The organism is Arthrobacter sp. RT-1, from assembly GCF_003367205.1.
Lineage (GTDB): Bacteria > Actinomycetota > Actinomycetes > Actinomycetales > Micrococcaceae > Arthrobacter.
On record NZ_QRGQ01000009.1, the window covers coordinates 39,194 to 61,531 of the forward strand.

Genomic DNA, 22,338 nt, shown 5'->3' on the forward strand with positions numbered 1-22,338 from the left:
AGTGAGCGCGGTCAGGGCTACTCCGCCTGCAGCCAGGAGGCTGCGGCGGGAGCTGATGGGCCCTTGTCCGGCACGGGTATTCCTGAAATTACTGTCGGTCACTACTAGGCTCCAGGGGTGCTGGCGGCACCGGGAAGAAGGGACGCCGCGGGCTCGCTGTACTGCACGCGCAGGAGGGTGCCGTCGTCGTCGAACACCAGGGACGTGATGGAGGTAAGGGTGCATTCCCGCTTCCGCGGATCATGCCACAGGGGCTTGCCTTCGGCGCTCAGGCGGGTGGCCCAGATGGGAAGCTGGTGGCTGACCATGATCGCCTCCGGGCCGGCCATTCCGAAGTCGCCATTTGCCAGTTCGATGGCGCGGACGCGCGCTTCCTGCACCGCGTCCATCACCCGGGACGCCTGCTTCTTGTAGGGCTCGCCCCAGGAGGGCCGCAGGGGGTTGACCAGCATAGGCCAGTGCTTGGGCCGGCGGAGTTCCGCCTTGGTGACCTTCATGCCCTCGAAGTAGTTTTCAGCCTCGATGATCCGCGCATCAGTGTGGATTTCCAGGCGCAGGGCCTCGGCAGTGGGTGCGGCTGTTTCCTGCGCACGGTCCAGCGGCGATGCTGCCAGGTACGTGATCCTGGCACCGTTGGCAACGCGCTGGCGGAAGTGCTCCGCGAGCATACGGGCCATCTCCCGCCCCAGTTCGGAGAGGTGGAATTCGGGCAGCCTGCCATACAGGACGCCGTCGGGATTGTGTACCTCGCCATGGCGGAGCAGATGGACAGTGGCTTGGGGCATGTTTACCAGTTTCTCAAAGATGGCGTGCGATCCGAAATCTTCTACACCCAGTAGAACTGAAGTTTATGAAGAAATGTTCCGGGATCGGGAACAAAAGATGCAAATGCATGTTTATAGTAGATGCAGCAGTTAGTTGAGGCTTCAACATATGAAGCTTCAACAGCAGGACACCAACAGGCACGCACATACAAGGAGCATCATCATGGCACTTCCCGCAGACGTCACCACCGGCACCTGGACCCTCGACAACTCCCACAGCGAGATCGGCTTCACCGTCCGCCACGCGGGCATCAGCAAGGTCCGTGGCCAGTTCACCGAAGCCGCCGCCACCCTGGACCTCTCCGGTGACGTTGCCGACGCCAGGATCAGCGCCACCATCAACACCGCCAGCTTCGACTCCGGCGACGCCAACCGCGATGGCCACGTCAAGGGCGAGGACTTCTTCGACGTGGAGAAGTTCCCCGAAATCTCCTTCGTCTCCAACGGCCTCGTCGCCAAGGGCAACAGCTACGAACTGACCGGCGACCTCACCATCAAGGGCGTCACCCGCCCGGTCACCCTGGAAACCGAGTTCAACGGTGTAGCCGTTGACCCGTTCGGCAACACCCGGGCCGGCGTTTCCGCTGAAACCACCATCAGCCGCAAGGACTTCGGCCTCACCTGGAACGCAGTCCTCGAGACCGGCGGCGTCCTGGTCAGCGACAAGGTTGCCATCAACCTGGAACTGGCCTTCATCGCCCCCGCTGCATAGTCATTACTTCCGCCGGAACCCCGGCACCGGCTTTCACGCCGGTGCCGGGGTTCCGTCTTTAATAGCGTCCGGCTTCAGTGGCGTCCGTCGTCCCGGCCTGCGCACTGAAGCCGCAGTCCGCTGCGCAGGGGCAGTCCCGGCGGACCGAGCCTCGCCATGGCGCCGCCCGGGCGGGACTACAGTGAACGCCATGAGCAACTCCCCCAGCGCCCGGCCCGGCGGTTTAGCCGCGCTGTTTTCAGTGGCCGGCCGCCCCACGGAAATCAAGGTCTCGTTCTGGATCTGGTTCGCCGGCGGCATCCTGGGCGCCATGGGCGGACTGCTGGGGATGCTTGCATCCCTGGTGCTCTTTGCTGCGGCACCCGCGGCAGCCGCGGCCGTGGTCACCCTGATGCTGCTGGCCTCCGCGGTGGGCGTTGCGCAGATGGTTTTCGCGGTAAAGATGAAGGCTGGACGGACGTGGGCACGGGTGGCCCTGACAGCCCTCGCCGCCATCACGTTGGGCCTGGCCGTGATGAACATGCTGACCGGCATGGGCCAGGGTGGAAACTGGGCAGCCTTCCTGGTCAGCCTCGCGGCAACGGTCCTGATGTGGCTGCCCAATTCCCGGGCATGGTTTGCCGCCGGCCCGTCCCGGAATACCTCCGCAGAATGACCCACAACGCGGCGGCCCGGGGGTACGGTGGACTTAAGCCATGCTGGGGGCAGGCTACAGGACCGCTCCCGGCAGCCTCCCTGGAAACCGACATGCAGAAGGACCGCTCATGAGTACTCCTCCCGTCCCCCCTCCCGTACCCAATGACCCGCATTCCAATGGCTCACAGGGCGGCACCAACCAGCCCGGCAATAACCAGCCCGGTGACCAGTCCGGCGGGCAGCCCCGCTACGGCGAGAACGCGCCGCAGTACGGACAGAACGCTCCGCAGTATGGCCAGAACGCACCCCAGTACGGACAGAACCCGCCGCAGTACGGTTCCCAGCCGCCGTCGGCTCCGCAGTACGGCCAGAACGCACCCCAGTACGGCCAGCAGTTTGGCCAGAACCCGCCGCAGGCTCCCGGTTACGGGCAGCAGCCGTTCGGCCAGTCCTCCTACGGCCAGTCGCCGTATGCCCAGTACCCCTCGGAACAGCCGCAGCCTTCGGGGAGCGCCGGCGTTCCTCAGCTGGTGAACATCTCCTTCTGGCTGCTGATCGCGTCAGCAGCTATCTTCGTGATTTCCCTGTTGACGGGCCTCACCCAGCTGGACGATCCGCTGTTCCGCCAGACGTTTGAGGACCAGATGGAGGCCAGTGGCGCCACCGGCGTCACCTACGAGGACATCAAGGGCGTCATTGCCGGCACCCTGGTGGTATTCGCCATCCTGGGCGCCGGGCTGTACCTGTTGGTGGCCTTCTTTATCCGCAAGGGCAAGAATTGGGCCCGCATCCTGGGCACGGTGTTCGCCGCCCTGTCCATCTTCGGCCTCTTCGGCCCGCCCTCGATCGGAACCCTCGGAACCCTGCTGGGGATCGCCGCCATCGTGCTGCTGTATCTTCCCGCAGCGGCTCCCTATTTCCGGAAGCAGCAGCCCTTCGCCAACCCGTACGGCGGCGGCATGGGCAACCCCTACGGCAGGTAAGCGCACATTTCCACACCTGCGGGCGTGGGTTCCGGAAACTGCCGAAATCTAGGCAGTCTGACCCGGGGCCTGCGCCCGCTGTGCGTGGTAGGCCAGGATCTGCAGTTCGGTGGCCATGTCCACCTTGCGGAGGTTGACGCCCTCCGGGACCTGGAGCATGACGGGGGCGAAACTCAGGACGCTGTGGACACCGGCCGCCACCACGCGGTCGCACACGTCCTGCGCCACGGCCGCCGGCAGTGCCAGCACCACCATGTTGGCTCCGGTGCGGTGCAGCACGGTTTCCAGGTCCGCGACGTCGCTCACCCGCAGCCAGCCCACCTCGTTGCCCACTACCATCTGGTCGGCATCAAAGATGGCCACGACGTCGAAGCCCCGGGACTCGAAGCCGCCGTACCGGGCCAGGGCCTTGCCCAGGTTTCCGGCACCCACAATGGCGACTTTCCAGTCGTGCGTCAGGCCCAGGGCGGCGGCGATGTGGCGGCTGAGGTACTGCACCTCGTATCCCACGCCGCGCGTGCCGTAGGAGCCCACATGGGAGAGGTCCTTGCGCAGCGTGGACGAGCTCACTCCGGACGCTTCCGCGAGGGACTCGGAGGAGACACGCTCCACGCCGTCTGCAAGCAGCGTGTTGAGGGCACGGAGATAGAGCGTCAGCCGGGCCACCGCTGCGGGCGGGATCTGTTTGGCTGGCGTGCCCGTGGCGCCCGGAAGATCCGGAACAGCCTGGGGGGTTGAGTCCAGCGAAGTCACCAGCCCCTCCCTTGAGTCGCGTTGTGACTCCACTCTAGAGCCCCATCGCCGGTGCCAACAAAGCAGGCGTCATCACCGGAAACCACTCCCTTGTTTGCGCCCATCCTTACTGAACCACTGCGCTTACTGGAACACTGCGCTTATTGGGCCATGGCGCGCTGGAGTACGCGTTCCAGCCGGGTTTCGTCGATTTTCCAGAAATCGCGCTGGACGCCGTCCACCAGCACCACCGGGATTTCCTCGGCGTACCGTTCACGGAGCTCCGGCTGGTGGTCCACCCGTTCTTCGGTCCACTCCAGCCCCAACGCAGCGGTAACCCGGCCGACGGCGAGGCGGGCCTCCTCGCAGAGGTGGCAGTCAGCTTTGGTGATGAGGACGACGCGCGGTGTTGCCATGGCTTAACCGTAGCCCCGTCCGCGGTGCCCGGCACGCCGACGGTTTCCAGCCAGTGCATTGACTAGACTCAAGTCCATGCCCCAGGAGAAGTACGTCGCCGTAGTCACCAAGCCGGTTGCTGCGCCGCAGCCCGGCGAGGCGGCGTTCTTCGATGTGGACAATACCCTGATGCGCGGTGCCAGCCTCTTCCACGTGGCACGGAAAATGTATCAGCGGGGCGCCTTCACCATGGCCCAGGCCGCCGGCTTCGCGTGGAAGCAGTTCAAGTTCATGGCGCGGGGCGAGAACATCGACGACGTCCATGCAGTCCGGGACTCTGCCCTGACTCTCGCCGCGGGGATCACCGTTGACGACATCAAGGCTTTGGGCGAGGAAGTTTATGACGAGATGATCGCTTCCCGGATCTGGCCGGGTGCCAAGGCCCTCGCCGAACAGCACCTGCGGGTGGGCAGGCGCGTCTGGCTGGTGACGGCCACCCCCATCGAGGTGGCCACGGTGATCTCCACCCGGCTCGGACTGACCGGAGCGCTGGGCACCGTGGGGGAAATTTCGGAAGGCATGTACACCGGACGGCTGGTGGGCGACATCCTGCACGGTTCCGCGAAGGCCGTGGCAGTCCAGGGCATTGCCGACGCCGAGGACCTGGACCTCAAGCGCTGCTGGGCCTACAGCGATTCATACAACGACATCCCGCTGCTCAGCCTGGTGGGCCACCCGGTGGCCATTAACCCGGATGCCCGCCTCCGCCGGCACGCCCGCGACAACAACTGGCCCGTGTACGATTTCCGCGCCGGCCGCCGCGCAGCAACCTTCGGACTGAAGGCGGCCACGGCCGGCGGCGCCGTCTACGGCCTCTGGAAGGGCTTCGCAAGGATCCGCGGCCCGCGCGCGTAGGAATCCGTCGGATCCTAAGCTTGTCCGCGAATCCGAACCGTGACGGTAAGGATCTGCGAACAAGGCCAGGAAGCTGCACCAGGAAAAATGAAATGCCCGCCGCTGGAAGGCGACGGGCATTTCTACGCTGTTCGAAGTATCTCTACTTCTTATTGCGGCGCTGGTGACGGGTCTTGCGAAGCAGCTTGCGGTGCTTCTTCTTGGCCATACGCTTGCGACGCTTCTTGATAACTGAACCCACGAAAGTTCCTTACAAACTAGATGCAGTACCTGTCTGATGGAAATTGTTCGTGGACAGAGCTACGAACTGAACAACTGACAGATTCTTACAATGACGTAAAACGTTCCTTAACAGGGTACCGCTTATCGGGAGGGGCTACTGACAGCGGGGCTCCCACCGGCTCAAATACAGGGCATTGCGACGAAAAGAGTGCGTCAGGCGGTCTCGGTGTGGCCGTCCACCACAGCACCTTTGAGGTACTGCTCCACGGCATTCTCCGGAACCCGGTACGAGCGGCCGAAGCGCACAGCGGGCATTTCACCGGAGTGGACCAGCCGGTACACGGTCATTTTGGAGACGCGCATGACCTGGGCTACTTCAGCCACGGTCAGGAACTTCGCGTTGGAGAAGTTCTGTTCTGACGACATTTCCCTATTCCTTTGCTGACGGATGGACAACAGTGACCCCAGGTACATGCCAATGCGGTGTTCCGATGCTGAGCCATCCACCAACCACCTACCTAGATACTCTAGATGTTCCTGTGGCAGATGTGAAAGTAGTCCGCTCCCCTATTTGGCTCCCCTACTTCACTGCGCGGCGCTTGCGTGCGGACGCCGCAAGCTGGTCCAGCACGGAGACCGAGACGTCCCATTCCATGCATGCGTCCGTGACGCTTTGGCCGTAGACGAGTTCCGCGCGGCCGGCTGCGTTCTCGGCGACGTCCAGGTTCTGGGCGCCGCCCACCAGGAAGCTTTCCAGCATGACGCCGGCAATCGCCTGCGCGGACGTGCCGCCATCCTCGAGCTGGGCGCCGATTTCCAGTGCCACCTCAGCCTGCCGGTGGTGGCTCTTGCCGCTGTTGGCGTGGCTGGCGTCCACGATCACCCGCGGGTTGAGGTGCTTGCCGGCCAGCTTGGCCGAAGCAGCCTCGACGTCGCCCGCGGAGTAGTTGGGCCCCTTGCGTCCGCCGCGGAGGATCACGTGCGTGTCCGGGTTCCCGGCGGTGGCCACCAGCGCCGCCCTGCCGTCGCCGTCGATGCCGAGGAAGGCCTGGGCTGCCCCGGCGGCACCGCAGGCATCGATGGCAACCTGCAGGTCGCCGTCGGTCCCGTTCTTGAATCCGATGGGCATGGACAGGCCCGAGGCGAGCTGCCGGTGGATCTGGCTTTCCGTGGTGCGGGCACCGATGGCACCCCAGGAGATCAGGTCAGCCATGTACTGCGGGCTGATCGGCTCCAGGAATTCGGTGGCGGTGGGCAGTCCCAGGGCCGTGACCTGCTGCAGGAAGTGCCGGGCGGTCCGCAGGCCGGTGACCATGTCGTGGCTGCCGTCCAGGCGGGGATCGTTGATCAGGCCCTTCCAGCCGACGGTGGTGCGGGGCTTTTCGAAGTAGGTCCGCATCACGATGAGCAGGTCTTCCTTGTGCTTTTCGGCCTGGCTGACCAGGCGGCGGGCGTATTCCAGCCCCGCCTTGGGGTCGTGGATGGAGCACGGCCCCACGATGACCAGCAGGCGGTCGTCCACCCCGTCCATGATGGCGCGGACTTCGTCGCGTCCGCGTTCGACGACGTCCGTCACCCGGGCGTCCAGCGGCAGTTCGGCGATGAGTTCAGAGGGCGTGGGCAGCGCGGTGAATTCGCTGACGCGCAGGTTCGAGGTGGTTTTTGCGGCGGCGGTGCTGGCTGCTGATGCTGTTGCGGTGCTCATGGTGGGTCCTGTTCCAGATGGGAAGCGGGCCCAGTTCAGAACCCGCCGGAGAAACGGCGAAGGGCAGAGAATGATCTCTGCCCTGTTGGCTCTGAAGGAAAGTTGGATGCGTGTCAGTTAGACGCGGGCCCCTCCAGAGCCAACGAAAAATACGCATACCAACGGTTAGTCATGCCTCAGACCATAGCCGCGGTTTGTCCCCGGGCGCAAACCATGTCCGTCACATGACTTTTTCGGACGCCGCCGGCTCCCCGCTACGGCTGCCAGCTATCGGCTCGACTGCAGGCCGGCCACCAGCTCGGCGTGCCTCTTGTCCGTCAGGCGGTACCAGTACATGATTCCGGCGGCGGCCAGCACCAGGGCTGCGGGCAGCAGCCCGGCAGCGGCGCGGATGGCCAGAACGGCGGTTTCGGCCTGCTCCGGCGCCGCGGACGAGTATCCGCCCCAGGCCAGCGAGAAAGCCACCACCCCGCCGCCGAACCCCATTCCCAGCTTCCGGGTGGCGGCCAGGAGGGCGTAGTTGATGCCCTGCACCCGGACACCGGTTTTCCACTCGCCGTATTCAACGGTGTCCGCGATCAGCGCCCAGGTGAGGATGCTGACCGAAGCAGACGAAAGCATTGCCAGCACAAGGCCCGTTACCGCAAGCCAGGGCAGCCCCGCCGGAGCGAGGAACACCATCAGTCCGCCTGCAGCACCGGCGCAGCCGCCGGCCGTGTAGGCAGCCCGTTTGCCCCAGCGTGCCACGAGGCGCGGCATAACGACGGCGAGTGTCAGGGTGATTGCCACCTGCGCGGCGGCCATGACGGGAAACAGGTCCACCCGGGAGAGGACATCCCGCAGGTAGAAGAACTGTGCGGCGCCCGTGGCTGACGTGCCGGTGACGAAGAGGACGGAGCTGATGCAGAGGACCACGAGCGGCGAGTTGGCCTTCAGCGCGTCCGTGCTTTGGCGCAGGGTGATTTTGGGGACGCTGCCGCCGATCTGTTCCCGGCAGGCAACAGCCGCGAACAGATAGAGGGCGGACCCCACGGCGGCAAAAACCAGTGTCATCACGGTGAAGATCTGCTGCATATCCCCGCCGGCGCCCAGCAGGGGCGCGATGAAGAAACCCAGGGTTGCCCCCACTGACAGGCCGCCGATGGTCCGGGCGCCGCCGAGCCGGGCGCGCTCCCGGGGGTCCTGGGTCATGGCCCCCACCAGGCAGCCATAGGGCACATTCACCAGGCTGTAGGCCAGGCAGACCAGCCCGTAGGTGCAGTAGGCGTACAGCAGCTTGGAGGACGGATCCACGTCGGGAACGTGGAACACCGCAGCGCCCAGCAGGAGCGGAACGAAGCCGAACATCAGGAAGGGGCGGAACTTGCCCCACCGCTTGCTCTGCACCCGGTCCACGATGCGGCCGGCGGCAATGTCGGTGAAGGCATTGAACACGCGCGCCACCACCAGCAGCGTTCCTGCCGCCGCTGCCGCGATGCCGGCCACGTCCGTGTAGTAGACGAGCAGGAACATGTTAGCCGTACTGATGATCATGCTGTTGGCTGCGTCGCCGGCACCGTAGGCCACAACGCTGAGCCTGCTGAGTTTCTTCATTGGTTCCTTGATTCCCCGGACTCGGAAACCGTTTTCTCAAGCCCGCAACAAGGAACTTACCCCAAAATTTTGCGGAGAAACAGCAGCTGCCGGATCCAGTGGTGTTCCTGGCCGCCCTCGTGGTTGTTGAATCGGTACACCTCAATATCCTTCGCGGCGTCCGTGGGAGCGGTACCGGCCGCCCCGGAGCCGTAGGCGTTGAAGCTGGCAAAAACGGTGGACGGCGGGCAGATATCGTCCATCTGGGCTGCCGAATACAATGCCGGTGCCGTCGCGAGCCGCGCCAGGTTGACGCCGTCGAAGTAGCGAAGGACGTCAAGCACGGGCTCGTAGCGGTCCCGGTGGCGCGCCAGGAACTGGGCGATCTCCGGGTACGGGCCGCGCGGGGTGATGTCGATGGCGCGGGGGAAGTCCTGCAGGAACGGAACATCCGGCAGCGTGGCGATGACGCCGTCGAGCCGTCCTGCCGCCAGCCCCGCAGTGGCAACCACGATGCCGCCGCCCTGGCTGACACCTGCCAGCACCACCTTCTCAGGATCGACGCCGGGGTGCGCCTGTGCAGCCTCCACCGCGCGGAAAGCGTCCACGTACACCCGGCGGTAGTAGTAGTCTTCCCGGCTTGCGATGCCCCTGGTCATCAGGCCTGCGTGGGCCACGCCGCCGGCGGAGGGGTGCGGGTCGGGCGTCTCGCCCAGGGTCCCGCCGTAGCCCTGGCCTCGGGTGTCCATGATGAAGTGCGCGTACCCGGCCTGGGCCCACCGGGTGTCCTGGTTGACCAAGCCGCGGCCGCCCGAGTATCCCACATAGTGGACCACCACGGGCAGCCTGGCCCCGGCTTCCCGGTGCGCGGGGAGGTGCAGCCAGCCCTTGACGGGGGCGCCGCCGTAGCCGGAGAACGTCACGTCGAAGGTGTCGATGACGGAGAGGTAGTTTTCTGCCGGCTCAAAGGACGCATTCAACGGAAAGGCCCGGGCTTCCGCAATGGTGGCGTCCCAGAAGGCAGTGAAGTCGGCGGGCGGCGTCACGTCCGAGGTATAGCTGCGCAGCTGGGCCAGGGGAAGGTCGAAGAGTGGCATGGGCTATCCGGTCCTGTCAGGTAGTTGGCTTGTCTACGGCCCTGCTTACAGGCCGGCGAGACGCTTCTCGAAGATCTTAGGGGCCGCCGCACAGTCCCGGCATGGACGCATGACGCCACGTTCAGGAACGTGGCGTCATGCGTCCGCACCTTGCGGATCTTTGCTGCGCAGGACCTACAGTCGCGACAGCTCCGGGGTGAACGTCTGCAGCTGGTGTGACCGCACCACCAGGCTCCGCAGCTCGGTCAGTCCGCCGGACACCGCACCGGCCGCCCGGGCCTGCACCAGGACGTTGCCCAGGGCAGTGGCTTCCACCGGTCCTGCAATCACCTTCTTGCCGGTCACGTCCGCGGTGAGCTGGCAGAGCAGTCGGTTCTGGGAGCCGCCGCCCACCACATGCACAACGTCCACGGAGCGGTCGGCCAGGCGTTCGGCGTCACGGATGGTGCGTGCGTAGCCGGTGGCGAGGCTGTCCATGATGCACCGGGTAATGGCTGCCGGATCGTTCGGCAGCACCTCGCCCGTGCGGCGGACCGCTGCGCGGATCCGGTCCGGCATGTTGTCCGGCGCAATGAAGTAGGGATCGTCGGGGTTGATCTGCGGTCCGCCCGGGGGCAGCGCGGCGGCCGCTTCCAGCAACGCCGGAAGCTCCGGCTGGAATCCTTCGGCCGCCCAGGTGCGCTGGCACTCGGACAGGAGCCACAGTCCGCCCATGTTGCGCAGGTAGCGGATGGTGCCGTCAACGCCGCGTTCGTTGGTGAAGTTCGCTTCCCGGCTGGCCTCGGTGAGGACCGGGTGCTTGAGCTCCAGCCCCACCAGGGACCAGGTGCCGGAGGAGATGTACGCGAAGTCCTCTTCCTGCGCCGGAACGGCGGCGACGGCGGAGGCGGTGTCGTGCGAGCCGACGGCCACCACTGTCGTGTCCTGCGGGAGCCCCACCTGGGACGCGATCTCCGGCAGGAGGGTCCCGAAGGATTCGCCGGGCTGGATCAGCGGCGGGAACAGGTCCTTCCGCAGGCCCAGGGCGGTGAGGAACTCGGTGGCCCACTCCCCCGCGACGGCGTCGAACAGTCCGGTGGTGGAGGCGTTGGTGGCCTCGGTCCGGCGCTGCCCGGTCAGGAGGAACGCGATCAGGTCCGGGATGAGGAGCGCCTGCAGCCCCTCCAGGTCCGGTTCGGTGGCGAGCTGGTAGATGGTGTTGAACTGCAGGAACTGCAGGCCGGTGGTGCCGTACAGCCGCGCGGGGTCCAGCTTCCGGTGCACCGGCTCTACGGCAGCCCGGCTGCGGTCGTCGCGGTAGCTGAACGGCTGGGCCGTCAGCTTTCCGCCGGCGTCAACCAGGCCGTAGTCCACGGCCCAGGTGTCGATGCCGATGCTCGCTACCTTCTCGTCTTGGGCTGCGGCGACGGTTGCAGCGGCCCTCAGCCCATCAAGAACCTCCGCGAAGAGCGCGTCGAAGTTCCAGCGGAGGCCGCCGTCGATTTCCACAACACCGTTGGGAAAGCGGTGGACCACCTCGAGCTGCACAGCCGCTTCCGTCGCGGTGCCACCGGCAGCCACCCGGCCGAGGATGACCCGGCCGGAGGAGGCGCCGATGTCGACGGCGGCAAACACCTTGCCGCCGTCGACACCCTGAACCTGCCCGCTCATCGCAGGAAGGCTGCGGCCACTCCGGCGTCCACGGGGATGTGCAGGCCGGTGGTGTGGGACAGTTCGTTGCTGGTGAGCACGGCGGCGGCGTTGGCCACGTGCTCGGGCAGGACTTCGCGCTTGAGCAGGGTGCGCTGGGCGTAGTACTCGCCCAGTTTCTCCTCGTCCACGCCGTACACTGCGGCGCGCTTGGCGCCCCAGCCGCCGGCGAAGATGCCGGAGCCGCGGACCACGCCGTCGGGGTTGATGCCGTTGACGCGGATGCCGTGCTCGCCCAGTTCGGCCGCGAGCAGGCGCACCTGGTGGGCCTGGTCTGCCTTAGTGGCGGAGTAGGCGATGTTGTTGGGGCCGGCGAACACGGAGTTCTTGGAGGAGATGTAGATGATGTCCCCGCCCAGGCCCTGCGCGATCATGACCTTGGCGGCGGCCTTGGCCACCAGGAACGAGCCCTTGGCCATGACGTTGTGCTGCAGGTCCCAGTCCTTCTCGGTGGTTTCCAGCAGCGGCTTGGAGATGGACAGGCCGGCGTTGTTGACCACCAGGTCCACGCCGCCGAATGCCAGGACGGCGGCGTCGATGGCGGCGGCCACCTGGGCTTCGTCCGTGACGTCGGCCTGGACACCGATGGCGACGTCCGGGCCGCCGAGCTCTTCGGCCACCTTTTCGGCGTTCTCGAGGTTCAGGTCGGCGATGACCACGCACGCGCCCTCCGCGGCGAGGCGGGTGGCGATGGCCTTGCCGATGCCGGAGGCGGCGCCGGTGACCAGCGCGATGCGGGTGGCGTGGGACTTCGGCTTGGGCATCCGGGCCAGTTTGGCTTCCTCCAGCGCCCAGTACTCGATCCGGAACTTCTCGGATTCCTCGATCGGGGCGTAGGTGGAGATGGCTTCGGCGCCGCGCATCACGTTGATGGCGTTGATGTAGAACTCGCCGGCAACGCGGGCGGTCTGCTTGTTGGCGCCAAAGGAGAACATGCCCACGCCGGGCACCAGCACGATGGCCGGGTCAGCGCCGCGCAGGGCCGGGCTGTCCTGGTCTGCGTGGCGGTCGTAGTAGGCCTGGTAATCCTCGCGGTAGTCCGCGTGGAGCTCGTGCAGCCGGGCGATGGAGTCCTCGATCGAGGCGTCGGCGGGCAGGTCCAGGATCAGCGGCTTGACCTTGGTGCGCAGGAAGTGGTCAGGGCACGAGGTGCCCAAGGCGCCCAGCCGCGGGTGCTCGGCGGCTTCGAGGAAGTCAAGGACGACGGCGTCATCGCTGAAGTGCCCCAGCTGCGGCTTGTCCGTGGAGGCCAGCCCGCGGATCACGGGTGCCAGCGCTGCGGCCTTGGCGCGGCGCTCCGCCTCCGGCAGGGCGGCGTAGCCGGGCAGCTTGGCACCGAAGGGTTCGGCCTTGCCGTTGTCCCGGATGTACTTCTCGGCCTGCTCGATGATCCACAGCGAGTTCTGCTCGGCCTCTTCACTGGTGGCGCCCCAGGCGGTGATGCCGTGCCCGCCCAGGATGGTGCCGATGGCCTGCGGATTGGCTTCCTTGATCGCGGCGATGTCCAGGCCCAGCTGGAACCCGGGGCGGCGCCAGGGCACCCAGACAACCTTGTTGCCGAAGATCTTGGTGGTCAGCGCCTCGCCGTCCACCGCCGTGGCGATCGCGATGCCGGAGTCCGGGTGCAGGTGGTCCACGTGCGCGGCGTCCACCAGGCCGTGCATGGCGGTATCGATCGAAGGAGCGGCGCCGCCCTTGCCGTGCAGGCAGTAATCGAAGGCGGCAACCATCTCGTCTTCACGCTCGACGCCCGGGTAGACGTTCTTCAGCGCGTTCAGGCGGTCCAGCCGAAGAACGGCAAGGTTTTCGGCCTTCAGGGTGCCAAGGTCCCCGCCGGAGCCCTTGACCCACAGCAGCTGGACGTCCTCGCCCGTGACCGGGTCCTTTTCGGTGCCCTTGGCGGAGGTGTTGCCGCCGGCAAAGTTGGTGTTCCGCTTGTCCGCGCCCAGGCGGTTGGAACGGGAAATCAGGTCTTCAACGGTCTTGTTGCTCATGCTGGTTATGCGCCCCATCCGGCTTGCTGGCCGCCCACGCGGTCCTCATTGATCTTCTTCTGGTAGCCGCTGGCCTTGAAGGCGGCCAGCGGGTCCGCGGGCAGGCCGCGGGATTCACGCCACTCGGCCAGGACCGGGCGGACGTCGGTGTAGAACGCGTCGTTGAAAACTGCGTTCGCTGCCAGGACATCCCCTGCGCGCTGTGCTTCGTTAAGTGCGGCCGTGTCCACCAGCAGGGCGCGGGCAGTCATTTCCTGGACGTTCAGCACCGAGCGGATCTGGCCCGGGATCTTTTCTTCCAGGTTGTGGCACTGGTCCAGCATGAGGGCCACACCGGAGTCCTTGCCGTAGCCGCCGCCCCGGATGACCTCGTACATGATGCGGAAGAGCTGGAACGGATCGGCGGCACCCACGATGAGGTCGTCGTCGGCGTAGAAGCGGGAGTTGAAGTCAAAGGAACCCAGCTTGCCCAGGCGCAGCAGCTGCATCACGATGAACTCGATGTTGGTGCCCGGCGCGTGGTGACCGGTGTCCAGGCAGACAAACGCCTTCTCTCCCAGGGCCAGGGTCTGGGCGTAGGACGTGCCCCAGTCCGGAACATCGGTGTGGTAGAAAGCCGGCTCGAAGAACTTGTACTCCAGCACCAGGCGCTGCTCGTCGCCCAGGGCTGCGTAAATTTCCTGGAGCGATTCGGCCAGGCGGTCCTGGCGGCCGCGCATATCGTCCTGGCCCGGGTAGTTGGTGCCGTCAGCCAGCCAGATCTTCAGGTCCTTTGAACCCGTGGCATGCATGATCTCGATGCAGTCCAGGTGGTGATCGATGGCGCGGCGGCGCACCGTTTCATTGGACGAGGTCAGGGAGCCGAACTTGTACTCATCGTCCTGGAAGGTGTTGGAGTTGATGGTCCCCAGGCCAACGCCCAGGCCTGCCGCGTACTCCTTCAGTGCGGCGTAGTCATCCACCTTGTCCCACGGAATGTGCAGGGCCACGGTGGGGGCCAGGCCGGTCAGTTCGTGGACCTTGGCGGCGTCCGCCAGCTTCTCCTGCACGGTGCGCGGAGTGCCGGGGGTACCGAACACCTTGAACCGCGTGCCTGAATTTCCATAGGCCCACGAGGGGACCTCGATGGCAAGCTCCTCGAGCCTGCCCAGCGCCGTTGCTACGTCATTCATGATGGTTCTTTCCGGTGTCTGTGATGGGTCTGTTGTTGGTCGCCCCGCTGCTGGAGCCTGTTTGGGTCAGCCCGCGTGCTTCAGGAGGAAGAGGTTCCTGCGGCCGCGAGCTGGTTGTCGAGGTTGAAGACTTCTTCCATGACCTGGAACCCTTCGTCGGGCGCCTGGCCGGAGTCTTGGAAAAGTGTTGCCATTTCGGCCTGCCACCGGGCGTTCACGTCCGTGAGGGCCATGCGTGCCCTGGCCGCTTCGAAGTCGTCGCACTCCAGGTAGCCCACCAGGAGCCCGTCCTCCCCCAGGAACAGGGAGTAGTTGTTCCATCCGGCGTCCTTGAGGGCGCGGAGCATCTCCGGCCAGACGGCAGCGTGGCGGCGCTTGTATTCCTCCAGCAGCGCCGGCTGGACGGAGGAGCGGAAGCACACCCTCATCTGGAACTCTCCTGAACTCGCGAACCTTTGAATCGTTTCATTGTTACGATTCAAAGTACTCTTGAACGTGAGTAGGTGTCAAGCATTCCGGCGCGCAGTTTCGCGAGCTGCCGGGAGCACGGCACGCAGGCCATCAGCACGGAGAATCATGAACCGCTCAGCCAGCATCAAGGACGTCGCCACCCATGCCAGCGTGGCCGTAGGCACCGTCTCAAATGTGCTGAACTACCCTGACCGGGTATCGCAGCGCACCAAGGAGCGGGTGCTGAAGGCCATTGATGAACTGGGGTTTGTCCGCAACGATGCTGCCCGCCAGCTGCGCGCCGGCCACAGCCGCACCGTAGGGCTGATTGTCCTGGACGTGGGCAACCCCTTCTTCACGTCGGTGGTGCGGGCCGCGGAGGATGCCGCGGCCCTGAACGGCAGCGCCGTCCTGCTGGGCGACAGCGGCCACGACGCCGCGCGCGAAGCCAACTACATTGACCTCTTCCAGGAGCAGCGGGTCCAGGGCCTGCTGATTTCCCCCGTGGGCGATGTCACCGAGCGGCTTGACCTGCTGCGGGAGCGCGGCGTGCCCACGGTCCTGGTGGACCGGCTGGCCGATGAGTCCAAGTTCAGTTCCGTGGCGGTGGACGACGACGCCGGCGGGTACCTCGCTGCCCGGCACCTGCTGGACACCGGCCGCCGTCGGCTGGCTTTTGTAGGCGGGCCCACCTCCATCCGGCAGGTGGCAGACCGTCTGCAGGGGGCGCAGCGCGCCGTGAAGGAGGAACCGGACGCCACGCTGGAGGTCCTGAACTCCGACGGGCAGAGCGTCCTGGCCGGCCGCAGCGTGGGCAACATGCTGGTGGAACGCGGCCAGGAGGATTTGCCCGATGGAATATTCTGCGCCAACGACCTGCTGGCCCTGGGCGTCATGCAGTCCCTCACCATGACGCACACCTTCCGCATCCCGGAGGACGTTGCGCTGATCGGCTACGACGACATCGACTTTGCCGTCTCGGCGGTGGTTCCGCTGTCCTCCATCCGGCAGCCCACCGAGGCACTCGGCCGGACCGCCATCGAGCTGCTGACCGAGGAAGTTGAGTCGCAGAACCCGACGCACCGTTCGGTGGTGTTCACGCCCGAGCTCGTGGTCCGGCAGAGCACCGCTGCCGCCGGGGCGTCAGCGGAGAGCTGAGCTTCCCCAGGCCGCTCAGGCCGGAATCAGCCCCCGCTCCTGAAGGTCCTGCCACAGCTCGCGGGGAACCTCTGCGGACATGCGCTCGGCGCTGTTACTGATTTGCTCCGGCCTGCTGGCGCCCACCGTGACGTTGACGACGGCGGGGTGGCGGAAGGGAAACTGGATGGCTGCGGTGGGAAGCTCAACGCCGTGTTCGCTGCAGACGCGTGCCAGGAGCCGGGCGCGCTCCAGGATCTCCTCGCTGGCTTGGGAGTAGTTGTAGTGGGCATCCGACGGCAGGTCGGGCTTGGCCAGGATGCCGGAGTTGTAGACACCGACACTCACCACTCCGGTTCCCAGCTCCAGGCAGCGGTCCAGCAACCCTGCGCCCGGGCGGCCATCGGATCCCGGCTGCTCCAGCATGGTGAACCTGCCGGCCAGCATCAGGAAATCCAGGTCCGCCGCTTCCACACACTCCATGGCGGCGCCCGCAGTATTGGTCCCGACGCCGATGGCCCGCACCAAGCCCTCGGCCCGGAGCTTCTCCAGGGCCGGCAGCGCCGTCTTCACCGCATCTTCCATGCTGTACACATCAGGATCGTGCAGATAGGCGATATCGATGTACTCGAGGCCCAGCCGCTCCAACGACTGCTCGATGGTGCGCCTTGCCCCGGCTTCCGAAGGATCCCATTCACGCCGGAATTCGGCGGGGACGTCAAAGCCCTCCGGATCCCTGGTGTCCTTTGTTGCCGGCGACGGCACGAGGACCCTGCCCACCTTTGTTGAGACAACGAATTCTTCCCTTGGCTTGCCCGCCAAAACCTGGCCCATCCGCCGCTCGGACAGGCCAAGCCCATAGTGCGGAGCTGTATCGAAGTAGCGGATGCCGGCATCCCAGGCGGCCTCCAAGGTCGCGGCAGCTTGCTCATCGGAAATAGCGCGGTACAGGTTCCCCACCCCGGTACCCCCAAAGCCAAGACGGCCAAGCTGGTCCCGCAACTGCCATTTGCCCTGGTTCATGGTCCTTCTTCCCGCACTCTTCGGCTCACGATGGCAGGAGCCTAAAGAGCGGGCATTGGTGCTGTCAACGAATGCCCGGGCCTCAGCTGATCCTGCGGCGGTGAATCGTGGAGACTAACTTTTCGGCATGGCTACGGGTGGTGCTTCAGGCCTAAAATGCACCTGCATGGAGGGCCATCCGATCGGCTGAGCACGGAATTGTCATAACAGCGGCAGTACCGTGCTGAGGCTCAGATCATTGCAGCAATGTGGTCCACTGCTGTGGACAATGCCGCCATGGATGCAGGACCGCCGTGCCCTTCGTCCTCGATAACGACGAGCCGGCTCGACTTCCAGCTTTGGTGCAAACGCCACGGCGTGATGGCTGGGCCGCTGATGTCCCGCCTGCCGTGGATAAGGTAACCGGGGATGCCGTTGAGCTCGTGAATCCGAGGGATGATTTCCTGGTCGCCGGCCAGGAATCCGTCGTTGGCCCAGTAGTGCGTCACGAGGAGCGCGAAGGTCATGCGCTCCCGTTCGTCGTCAAACAGCGGTCCTGGCTGCCAGTTCGGATCAAGCGAGATGTGCGTGGATTCCCAACGCTCCCAAGCCAGTGCAGCAAGCCGGGCATCTTCGCGGTCCTGGCCGGCAAGCCGGCGGGCGTAAGCCTCCACCACGCGTTCGCCCGGGGCAGCCCGGGCAGCGCCTGAAAATTCAGCCCATGCCTCAGGAAAGATGCGTCCCACTCCTTCCGTGATCCATTCAACCTCTTCCCGGCTGCTTGCTGTCACCGCAACCAAAGCGATGCCGAGGACCCGGGAGGGATGTTTCAGGGCATAAGCGAGGGCAAGCGTGCTGCCCCAGGAAGCGCCGGTGACGATCCATTGGCTTACACCGAGGTGCTCCCTGACAGCCTCGATGTCTTCGATCAGGGCGTGGGTGGTGTTCTCCGGGAGGCGGCCGAGATCGTCCTGGACCAATGGCGTGCTTTTGCCACAACCGCGCTGGTCCAGGCCAATAATCCGGAATCGGTTGTGGTCGTGGCGTTGACGGTAGCCCCCTCGGCCTAGGGAACCGCCGGGGCCGCCATGAAGGTAAAGGACGGGGATGCCAGTGGGTGCGCCGGTAGCTTCCCAATAAATTCTGGCATTGGGCACGTCCACCCAGCCGCTTTCTGTCTTCGAATGCCCGCCCGTCACCCCTCCACCGTAATGAAACCTCTAGATCTTCTCCACCGCCAGGTTCCGGTACGCTGCCCGGAGCGGAGCCATCTGCCGGAGGCGCGCCCTGCCCCGCCGCGGCGAAGAACAGTATGGCAAGGCCAGGCTCCGCGAGCGGCAGGAAATCCCAACTGCTCCGGATGCCGTCCAGAAATTCCTCCGGGCAAGCTCAGCCAGATTTTGAATCGTTACATTAGCTGGACGGGGGATCACTGTGTGGCGCACACTGATGGATGGAAAGCGCTTGCTGGACCTCGCATGCGCCAGACTTTTGGTGCCCCCACCGGGCAGAATGGAGAACCATGGGAACGCCAGCTGGCACCGACGTGCCGGATGCACCGGCAGAAACTCCGGCGCCGGCAGGAGGACCGGCCGCCGCTTCCGCCGGCGGCAACGGCGGGACTGCCCGCGTTGCCCTGGTAGGTGTGCACGGCTTCGGCACCCACCACCTACGGAACCTGGAGCGCCTTCAGGCGAGGGGCGCCGTCGAACTCGTTGCCGTTGCGGATCCGCAGCCGCCGGCACCCGGATCGGTTCCGGCGCAGGCTGCCGTCTTTCCGGGGCTCACCGAGCTGCTCGCGGAATCACCCGCCCTCGACATAATCATCGTGGCCACCCCCATCCAGACGCATGCCCCGCTGGCGCTGGCCGCCTTGGCCACGGACGCCGACCTGTACCTGGAAAAGCCTCCCGTGGCATCCCTGGCCGACTTCAACAGGCTGCGTGATGCTGCGGCCCTCGCCGGCAGGGGCGTCCAGATCGGCTTCCAAAGCCTCGGCTCGCATGCACTTCAGGCCATCGAGGACCTGCTGGAAGCCGGCACCATCGGCACCCTGCAGGGCATCTCGGCCACGGGCCGCTGGGTGCGCGACAAGGCCTATTACAAGCGCTCACGGTGGGCCGGAAAACGCAGCATCAACGGCGTTGACGTGGTGGACGGCGTCGCCACCAACCCCCTGGCCCACGCGGTGGCGACGGCGTTGAGGATTGCCGGGGTGCGCACCCTGGCCGACGTCGCCTCCGTGGAGACCGAACTGTACCGCGCCAACGACATCGAATCGGACGATACCTCCGTCATCCGCATCCGCACTGCGGCCAGCCTGCCCATCACGTGCGCACTCACAATCTGCGCCGCCGAGTCCGTGGAACCCTACGTGACCCTTCAGGGATCGGCCGGGACGGCGGTGTTCCACTACACCGAGGACCGTCTCACCATCGAGACGTCGTCCGGCCGGGCCGAGGAGACATTCGGCCGGGACGACCTGACGGAGAACCTCCTGGCACACCGGAACAGCGGCGCCCCGCTGATCAGCTCCCTCGTGGACAGCAGCGCTTTTATGCTCGTCCTCGAGGCCATCCGCACCGCACCGCTGCCCGCAGCCATTGATGACGCCTACGTGAGGTGGGAGGGCGACGGCGAAGCAGCCCACGCCGTCGTGGTTGACATCGAAGAGGCCCTGGAACGGGCAGGCCGGCAGCACGCCACCTTCAGCGAGCTCGGGGTGCCCTGGGCCGTCTCGGCCCCCACCGCGTTCGAGATCCCGATCTCCTAATGGTTCGAATTTCCTGATGGTTCCGACGCCCGACAGGACGCCCGCGCCCGGCAATGTGCACCTCGAGTGCACTGTCCCCGCTGGGGTCGCCGCGGTTATCCGGTGCCATTCGGCACGTACGAAGTCAAGGGCCCGACGGCGGATGCCGCCGTCGTACGTTCCGCTGCGGAAGGCGGGGCTGCTGCCGCGGGGGGCAGAGTGGATGCCGACGGCGGCCCGGCCGGCAACGCAGCGACGCGCGAGTTCCGGATTCATCCCGGGACCTGGACTTTCACGCCCAAGGCGGCCTTGGCCTAGACAGTTGAGCCGCGAGATGGCACTTCGGAGCAGTGTTGCCGGCGGACACTGCTGCGAACTGCCATCTCGCGAGTCAGAGCAGGGGGCGGGACCGCCTGCGGTGCCACCAGAGAAGCAGCCCGATGACGGCGGCGGAGAGCATGCCCAGGCCGCCGGTGACCACCAGGCCGGTGCGCACTCCGAACTGTTCCGTCAGCCACCCGGCCAGGAGTCCGCCCAAGGCGTGTCCGCCCAGCAGCAGGGGCAGGTACAGCGCCATGACCCGCCCGCGGATGGCAGGGCCGGCTTCGAGCTGGACGGCAGTGGCGGCACTGGTCAGGAACAGGAGCGTCATGAGGCCCACCACCACCAGCATGACAATGAAGAGGATGAGGTTGGGCATCAGCGCGGCCACCAGCTGGGACAGTCCGAAGAGGCCTGCCGCCGCCACGATGCCCTTCCGGCCGAGGCTCCGGAGGCGGGCCGCCAGCAGCGCGCCGGCCAGGGCTCCGATAGCGCTGACGGTATTGAACAGGCCGAACCCTTCAACACCGTTGTGCCACACCCGTTCGGCAAAGGCCGCCAGGACCACCGGCCCGTTCATGCCGAACATTCCCAGGAGCCCGGCCAGGGCAATAATCAGCAGCAGGGAAGGGCGCTCACGGACGTAGCGGAACCCGGCCAGGAGCTGGCCCCGCCCGCGTTCCGCAGGGATGCTCGGATGCAGCTCGGCCGGGCGGATGGCGGCGATCAGGCAAAGTACCAGCAGGCACAGCAGCGAGTTAGCTGCGAACGCTGCGGCTGACCCGGCCTGGGCAATGACTGCCCCACCCAGCGCGGGGCCAGCCATGGCGCCCAGCTGCCCGATGGCGTTGTTGATGCCGATGGCGGGCCGGAGGGCGGCGTCGCCCACTACTTCGTTGACGAACACCTGGCTGGCGGGCTGGTTAATGGCCGAGGTGACGCCGAGCGCAACGCAGCTGGCATAAACCGCCCAGACCGTGATGGTCCCGCTCGCGGCCCAGGCTGCCAGGCCGAGGGCCAGGAAGGCAATCACTGCCTGGCAGACCAGCATGATGCGCCGTTTCGGAAACATGTCCACCAGCAGGCCGCTGAGGGGCCCCACAACCAGCATCGGCAGGAACTGCAGTGCGACGGCCACGCCCACGGCGGCCGGGCTTCCGGTCAGCTGCAGCACCAGCCAGTCCTGGGCCAGTCGCTGCATCCACACACCCACGCTGCCGGTGAATACGAGGGCAAGGAAGAGCCTGTAGTTGCGATGCTTCAGCGGCTGGTACCAGGGAGGCTCGCTCTTCGAAGAACGGAGGGACTGTTCGGAACGCTGGCGGTCGGAAGACACGTCGGACTCAACTCAATAGCGGGTGGAAACCAGGAGGAGGTTTTAGCGGGTGGAGCGCAGTTTGACCGCTGCCGCGGCGAGGATCAGGGTGCCGGGGACCACCACGAAGAGTGCCGCGAGCATCCAGACGAACACGACGGCCCCGAAGAGCGCCGCGGCGAGGAGGAGGGACCCTGTCCAGTCCTTCAGAGACAGGGTTTGGCCGGTTTCCAGTGCGGAGCGCCAGGCACTGCGGCCGTCAGTGCGGGGGCCGGTGAAGTCGAACCAGGCAGCCGTGGTGCGCAGCAGCAGGACGGCGCCTGCGGCGGCAAGGATCACGGTAGCCGGCAGCACCACTTCCCGGCCGGGAAGCTGCCCCACCCACGCGAGCAGAAGGTTGAGGACAATCACGACGGCGGCTGCCGCCGTCGTGATTCCCAGCTTCCAGCTGCCCGGCAGGGCAGCCTTGAACGTGCCCCACAGGCCGCGGACGGAATCGTCGCGGCCGGTGAGGTGCCGTTCCAGATGGGCGATCCCCGCCGCGTAGGCGGCGGGGATCGTCACGAGGGGGATGGACAGCACCAGCACCAGAACCCCTGCCAGGAGGGTTTCGGAGAACAGTGCGAAGCGGTTCACCGGAACGGGCTCGGGATGGTTGGGGGCAGGTGTGGTGCGGTCCATGATGCTCATTTTCTGTCTGGCCTTCCGGGCC

General features: G+C 66.0%; 22 protein-coding genes. 6 read left to right on the plus strand and 16 right to left on the minus strand.

The window, feature by feature from the left end; translation table 11 throughout:
• Positions 1–104: 104 nt before the first annotated feature.
• Positions 105–785, minus strand: a complete 681-nt coding sequence (locus tag DXK94_RS09635; protein WP_079597505.1) for a histidine phosphatase family protein — start codon at positions 783–785, stop codon at positions 105–107.
• Between the two features lie 202 nt (positions 786–987).
• Between DXK94_RS09635 and DXK94_RS09640 the strand changes: the two genes are divergently transcribed.
• From DXK94_RS09640 to DXK94_RS09650, 3 genes are all read left to right on the plus strand, one after another.
• Positions 988–1,536 (plus strand): YceI family protein, encoded by a 549-nt coding sequence (locus DXK94_RS09640; RefSeq protein ID WP_115524797.1) that lies wholly within the window; start codon positions 988–990, stop codon positions 1,534–1,536.
• Positions 1,537–1,726: 190 nt separating this feature from the next.
• Positions 1,727–2,191 (plus strand): hypothetical protein, encoded by a 465-nt coding sequence (locus DXK94_RS09645; protein ID WP_115524798.1) that lies wholly within the window; start codon positions 1,727–1,729, stop codon positions 2,189–2,191.
• 109 nt (positions 2,192–2,300) lie between these two features.
• Entirely contained in the window at positions 2,301–3,155 is an 855-nt protein-coding gene (locus DXK94_RS09650; protein WP_115524799.1) for a Yip1 family protein, read from the plus strand.
• A 48-nt stretch (positions 3,156–3,203) separates the two neighbouring features.
• On the opposite strand, the gene DXK94_RS09655 is transcribed toward DXK94_RS09650, so the two are convergent.
• On the minus strand, positions 3,204–3,908 hold the full coding sequence (locus DXK94_RS09655; RefSeq protein ID WP_079597509.1) for a redox-sensing transcriptional repressor Rex: 705 nt from the start codon (positions 3,906–3,908) through the stop codon (positions 3,204–3,206).
• Positions 3,909–4,048: 140 nt separating this feature from the next.
• On the minus strand, positions 4,049–4,303 hold the full coding sequence (locus DXK94_RS09660) for a glutaredoxin family protein (RefSeq protein ID WP_079597510.1): 255 nt from the start codon (positions 4,301–4,303) through the stop codon (positions 4,049–4,051).
• 76 nt (positions 4,304–4,379) lie between these two features.
• Here DXK94_RS09660 and DXK94_RS09665 point away from each other — a divergent pair, with 76 nt between their 5' ends.
• A complete protein-coding gene (locus tag DXK94_RS09665) occupies positions 4,380–5,198 on the plus strand; it encodes an HAD family phosphatase (protein WP_079597511.1) in 819 nt (272 codons plus the stop codon).
• Between the two features lie 142 nt (positions 5,199–5,340).
• On the opposite strand, the gene DXK94_RS09670 is transcribed toward DXK94_RS09665, so the two are convergent.
• The 9 genes from DXK94_RS09670 to DXK94_RS09710 form a co-directional block, all read right to left on the minus strand.
• Entirely contained in the window at positions 5,341–5,439 is a 99-nt protein-coding gene (locus DXK94_RS09670; RefSeq protein ID WP_003792170.1) for a 30S ribosomal protein bS22, read from the minus strand.
• A gap of 194 nt (positions 5,440–5,633) precedes the next feature.
• Positions 5,634–5,846, minus strand: a complete 213-nt coding sequence (locus DXK94_RS09675) for a helix-turn-helix domain-containing protein (RefSeq protein WP_079597512.1) — start codon at positions 5,844–5,846, stop codon at positions 5,634–5,636.
• Between the two features lie 154 nt (positions 5,847–6,000).
• Positions 6,001–7,125, minus strand: coding sequence for a 3-deoxy-7-phosphoheptulonate synthase (locus DXK94_RS09680; protein ID WP_115524800.1), 1,125 nt, complete (start codon positions 7,123–7,125; stop codon positions 6,001–6,003).
• Between the two features lie 267 nt (positions 7,126–7,392).
• A complete protein-coding gene (locus DXK94_RS09685; RefSeq protein WP_115524801.1) occupies positions 7,393–8,718 on the minus strand; it encodes a glycoside-pentoside-hexuronide (GPH):cation symporter in 1,326 nt (441 codons plus the stop codon).
• Positions 8,719–8,774: 56 nt separating this feature from the next.
• Positions 8,775–9,794: an acetylxylan esterase gene (locus tag DXK94_RS09690; RefSeq protein WP_115524802.1), complete on the minus strand. Its 1,020-nt coding sequence runs from the start codon at positions 9,792–9,794 to the stop codon at positions 8,775–8,777.
• Between the two features lie 174 nt (positions 9,795–9,968).
• Entirely contained in the window at positions 9,969–11,444 is a 1,476-nt protein-coding gene (locus DXK94_RS09695; RefSeq protein ID WP_115524803.1) for a rhamnulokinase family protein, read from the minus strand.
• Positions 11,441–13,477 (minus strand): bifunctional aldolase/short-chain dehydrogenase, encoded by a 2,037-nt coding sequence (locus DXK94_RS09700; protein WP_181884790.1) that lies wholly within the window; start codon positions 13,475–13,477, stop codon positions 11,441–11,443. The genes DXK94_RS09695 and DXK94_RS09700 overlap by 4 nt, the downstream gene beginning before the upstream one ends.
• 5 nt (positions 13,478–13,482) lie before the next feature.
• On the minus strand, positions 13,483–14,649 hold the full coding sequence (rhaI, locus tag DXK94_RS09705) for an L-rhamnose isomerase (protein ID WP_079597517.1): 1,167 nt from the start codon (positions 14,647–14,649) through the stop codon (positions 13,483–13,485).
• Positions 14,650–14,729: 80 nt separating this feature from the next.
• Positions 14,730–15,077: an L-rhamnose mutarotase gene (locus tag DXK94_RS09710; RefSeq protein WP_115524805.1), complete on the minus strand. Its 348-nt coding sequence runs from the start codon at positions 15,075–15,077 to the stop codon at positions 14,730–14,732.
• 148 nt (positions 15,078–15,225) lie between these two features.
• Between DXK94_RS09710 and DXK94_RS09715 the strand changes: the two genes are divergently transcribed.
• Positions 15,226–16,257: a LacI family DNA-binding transcriptional regulator gene (locus DXK94_RS09715; RefSeq protein WP_115524806.1), complete on the plus strand. Its 1,032-nt coding sequence runs from the start codon at positions 15,226–15,228 to the stop codon at positions 16,255–16,257.
• A 15-nt stretch (positions 16,258–16,272) separates the two neighbouring features.
• Here DXK94_RS09715 and DXK94_RS09720 read toward each other — a convergent pair whose 3' ends face one another.
• Both DXK94_RS09720 and DXK94_RS09725 read right to left on the minus strand, forming a co-directional pair.
• A complete protein-coding gene (locus tag DXK94_RS09720; RefSeq protein ID WP_115524807.1) occupies positions 16,273–17,259 on the minus strand; it encodes an aldo/keto reductase in 987 nt (328 codons plus the stop codon).
• Between the two features lie 230 nt (positions 17,260–17,489).
• Positions 17,490–18,437: an alpha/beta fold hydrolase gene (locus tag DXK94_RS09725; protein ID WP_115524808.1), complete on the minus strand. Its 948-nt coding sequence runs from the start codon at positions 18,435–18,437 to the stop codon at positions 17,490–17,492.
• 323 nt (positions 18,438–18,760) lie between these two features.
• Here DXK94_RS09725 and DXK94_RS09735 point away from each other — a divergent pair, with 323 nt between their 5' ends.
• Positions 18,761–20,011, plus strand: a complete 1,251-nt coding sequence (locus tag DXK94_RS09735) for a Gfo/Idh/MocA family protein (protein WP_115524809.1) — start codon at positions 18,761–18,763, stop codon at positions 20,009–20,011.
• A gap of 370 nt (positions 20,012–20,381) precedes the next feature.
• Here DXK94_RS09735 and DXK94_RS09745 read toward each other — a convergent pair whose 3' ends face one another.
• The gene (locus tag DXK94_RS09745; RefSeq protein ID WP_115524810.1) at positions 20,382–21,647 is read right to left on the minus strand and encodes an MFS transporter; all 1,266 of its coding nucleotides are present in this window, start codon (positions 21,645–21,647) and stop codon (positions 20,382–20,384) included.
• A gap of 42 nt (positions 21,648–21,689) precedes the next feature.
• A complete protein-coding gene (locus tag DXK94_RS09750; protein WP_115524811.1) occupies positions 21,690–22,316 on the minus strand; it encodes a Poxvirus protein I5 in 627 nt (208 codons plus the stop codon).
• Positions 22,317–22,338 lie beyond the last annotated feature (22 nt).